Raw genomic sequence first — 3322 nt, 5'->3', positions numbered from 1 at the left:
TCGCCTTGCTTGAGGATCGAGACGATCTGCGTCTCGCTGAACTTCGACTTCTTCATGGAACCTCCTGGCGGGGAAACATGCCAGAAAGCTCTACGTCTCAGGTGTCCGGGATCAGGGGGAGGTTACGGCTGGTCACGGCTCGCTGTACCGCTCTACGGGTGTCGGTCATGGTTCGAGCGGGCAAGGCCTTGATCACGGCGTATCCAGTGCTGCGTTCGACCAGGGTGAGGAGGCAGTGCTTGGTGGTGTGGCCCATGACGGTGTCGCCCTCCCAGTGCCCGATGGCTTCACGGGCTTCGGCTTCGGCAGGCCGTTCGGTGATGTGGGGTTTGCCGAGAAGCACGCCCCGCGCGGGTCGGGAGCGATATCGCTTGCGACCCATCTTGGCGAGGATGCGTGTGAAGCGATGGAGCGGGCCTCGGCGGCGCTTGTCCTCGCGCAATCGCCGGTAGATGGTCTCGATGCTGGGCATGGTTACGCCCTGCGCCCGGTAGAACCCGACGATCTGGTCGGGGCTCCAGCGCCGTTTCAGTGCCGCTTCGACCAGGCGGTGGATGGCTTCGGCAAAGCGTGGTCCTCGTCGGCATCGTCGCCGCCGCGCCACGGCATAGCTGTGGGCCTTCTCGGCCCGGTAGCGGTTGTCGTGGGTGGTGGCGTTGCGGCGGATCTCTCGGGAGATGGTGCTGGCGGCACGGCCGAGTAGCCGGGCGAGCTCGCGCTGGCTATGGCCTGCGGCCACGCCGCGGGCGATCAGGTATCGTTCGTCTTGGGTGAGCTGGTGATACGTCATGGTTGCAACCCCTCTTGCCGGATGAGGTCGCGGTCAGTATCACCGCTCACCCCGTTCGGGCTCTGGGTGTTGCACTTAGTATGTGAATCCGCGCGGCCTAACAATTCGCTCAAGCGGACCAATCAATCGCTTCGCGATTGATGCTGCCGCTTGGCTCCAGCGTTAGGCGCCACAGGCAGGGATTCGCATGCTGGTAGTGGTCGCAAAAGCAGCTCTCGTCGCAGCTGCACTTTTCTTTCTGGTGCTCGGATTGCTTGCACTTTTTCGGCCAAGTGTTGCCAAGCGCTTCCTCTTGGATTTCGCCACGTCTGCGTCCAAGCATTACGTGGAGCTTTCTTTGCGGTTGCTTGTTGGCGGCGCGATGCTCGCCACGGCGCCCCATTCCGCTCAGCCCATGGGTCTCACCGTATTCGGCTGGCTCCTGATCGGCACTACGTTGGTCATGGCCCTTGTGCCTTGGCGCACTCACCGTCGCTTCGCAGAGACCTCGGTTCCCCAGGCGCTTCGCTTCTTGCCTATGATTGGCGCCAGCTCGATGGTTCTCAGTGGGTGGCTCTTGTGGAGTGTTTTCATCGCAAGTGCCGCCTAGCATCTCGCTCAAGCGTAAGGCAGCATCCGAATGTTTCTCGCAAGAGTGCAGGGAGCAGCTATGTCGAGGTGGTTCTGGGCAACGGGTGCGGCAGTCTTCGCGCTCTTCTTCACTTGGCGATTTGTGGTGGTCGGCGCAGCGTACGATCTCGTCTCCGCTGTAGGGTTCGCCCTCGTTTGTCCGCACCTCTGGGTAAGGCCGCTCAATTTGCTCAGCCCATTGCGGGCCGAGCTTGCCGCGCATGCGTCGCGTCCACCACCGCCCGTTGCAGTGATGGCATCAGGAGCCGTTGGATTTGCGCTTGTTCTCCTCGGGGCAGCATGGCGATGGCTTGCTGCCTAACTACTCGCGGAAGCGGCAGCGTTAGGCGCTTCACGAAGGAAAGGTCTAGGCAATGAAGGGATTTCTTCCGACCGCCCAGCAAGCCAAACGTCTCCTGCTCATCGGGCTTGCTTCCATATTGCTCTCGGCGGTCCTTCGCGAGGGTGTTTCTGACATCGCCCTTGGCGTAGGCGGCGTCCTCATCACCGTCGGGTTGCTCTGCAACGGCTTCGCGGCCCTGCTCGGCCGTTCGGATCCTTCAGAGGCGTCTCGCGATTGATCGGGCCGCTTGGTTCGCGCGTCAGGTGCGGTTGGTTGCATCTCGCATAAATTGGCGGCGTGGAGGAGTCTTTGGCTAGCGGGGAGCTCCGGGGGTGCAACGCCCCCGGGGGCTGTCTTGCTCCCAGTCCTTCTTGCATTGGTTGCGATGAAGTGCGTTATAAGTCGCTTACTAGCAGTGCCGACCGCGATGGCGTTGTTCGCGAAGGGCGATGGCCTCATGACGAGAGTGGAAGTAATGCTTGCATCGGTTCTAGAAACCGTCCACGGACTGGGGAGAAGCGGCTTGGCGAGTTGCCTGCCAAACGAAGACTCTTCTGCACCTAACCACTCGCTCACGCGTTAGCGGGAAGGGGCCCCAGCCGTGGTCGCGATTTCGGTCGTTCTCTTGCTGTTTTCCGGCCTGATGCTCGTCATTGGGCTTGCCGTCCGCTTCTCGGGACGCCGCACCGTCTTCATCGTTCATGAGCCGGAGAAGGTGAGGGACATGGCCGCTCTCAACCGATACGTTGGCCATCGGTTGCTCCTCGTTCCTTTGGTCGCCTTTCCTCTCGGCATTCAAGGCCTGGAGACCCCCGTGGTTGGCCTTATCGGCGGGTTCGTGGCGGGGCTGGCTCTCGTTGCCGTCCTTATCTGGGTTTCCGTGGGTGTCGAGAGGTACAAAGATGCCCGCTGACCTTTCGTCCAAGCAGCCAGATCGGGCGTCAGGGGCAGCACATGAGTTTCCGCGATCTCGAAGCAAAAGCGCTCAGGTTCAACGAGCTCTACGAGATTCTTGAGGCCAAGAAGTACGGCCGTACTTGGACGACGCAGGAGCTGATGCTTGGCGTCGTCGGCGATGTGGGCGATCTCGCGAAACTGGTGCAGGCGACTTCTGGACCAAGAAGCATCGATGACCACAAGGCGAAGATCGGGCATGAGCGTGCGGATTGCCTCTGGTCTATCCTCGTCATTGCAAGGACGCTTGAAATCGATATCGAAGCCGAGTTCGTGAGGAGCGTCGAAGGGATCTCCGGCCATGTTGCCGGCCAGATTGACCGCTGAAGATTGCCCGCTGACGACTCGCTCAAGCGGATGGTCCAATCGCTTCGCGATTGATGCCGCCGCTCAACGCCAGCGTTAGATCCCACGTCATGTCGTCCGGCGAGCTGAAGAAGAACGCGTTCATCGCGCTGCTTTCGGACCGCTTCCTGGCCGCTTCACCGGCGTGGATGAGGTGTAACGACCCAGCGGTTTCTGCTCAGCTCAAGCCGCTAAAGCGTACGCCTCGGCGGGGGTCTTCATGCCGAGCGCCTGGTGCGGTCGGCGGTGGTTGTAGAACTGGATCCAGTCGCCGACAACGC

Annotated in this window: 6 protein-coding genes; 4 read left to right on the top strand and 2 right to left on the bottom strand. The window is 61.3% G+C overall.

Annotated features, from left to right (window positions below):
- Window positions 1–97 precede the first annotated feature (97 nt).
- Window positions 98–790: an IS30 family transposase gene (locus ACYVAK_RS14645; protein ID WP_461062316.1), complete on the bottom strand. Its 693-nt coding sequence runs from the start codon at window positions 788–790 to the stop codon at window positions 98–100.
- A gap of 187 nt (window positions 791–977) precedes the next feature.
- Here ACYVAK_RS14645 and ACYVAK_RS14640 point away from each other — a divergent pair, with 187 nt between their 5' ends.
- The 4 genes from ACYVAK_RS14640 to ACYVAK_RS14625 all read left to right on the top strand — a co-directional run bounded on the left by ACYVAK_RS14640 (window position 978) and on the right by ACYVAK_RS14625 (window position 3023).
- Complete coding sequence (locus tag ACYVAK_RS14640; RefSeq protein WP_461062314.1) at window positions 978–1379, top strand: hypothetical protein; 402 nt, start codon at window positions 978–980, stop codon at window positions 1377–1379.
- Window positions 1380–1773: 394 nt separating this feature from the next.
- Window positions 1774–1980: a hypothetical protein gene (locus ACYVAK_RS14635; protein WP_461062312.1), complete on the top strand. Its 207-nt coding sequence runs from the start codon at window positions 1774–1776 to the stop codon at window positions 1978–1980.
- Window positions 1981–2343: 363 nt separating this feature from the next.
- Window positions 2344–2655, top strand: a complete 312-nt coding sequence (locus tag ACYVAK_RS14630) for a hypothetical protein (protein ID WP_461062310.1) — start codon at window positions 2344–2346, stop codon at window positions 2653–2655.
- Between the two features lie 41 nt (window positions 2656–2696).
- Window positions 2697–3023, top strand: coding sequence for a nucleoside triphosphate pyrophosphohydrolase family protein (locus ACYVAK_RS14625; protein ID WP_461062308.1), 327 nt, complete (start codon window positions 2697–2699; stop codon window positions 3021–3023).
- Between the two features lie 201 nt (window positions 3024–3224).
- Here the strand turns inward: ACYVAK_RS14625 and ACYVAK_RS14620 are convergent.
- A partial coding sequence (locus ACYVAK_RS14620) for an integrase core domain-containing protein (protein WP_461060487.1) occupies window positions 3225–3322 on the bottom strand: 98 nt, incomplete at its 5' end.

The sequence above is a fragment of the Silanimonas algicola genome, from assembly GCF_054777375.1.
Note: the sequence above shows the minus strand (reverse complement) of the source record. Positions and strands in the feature narration are given on the sequence as shown.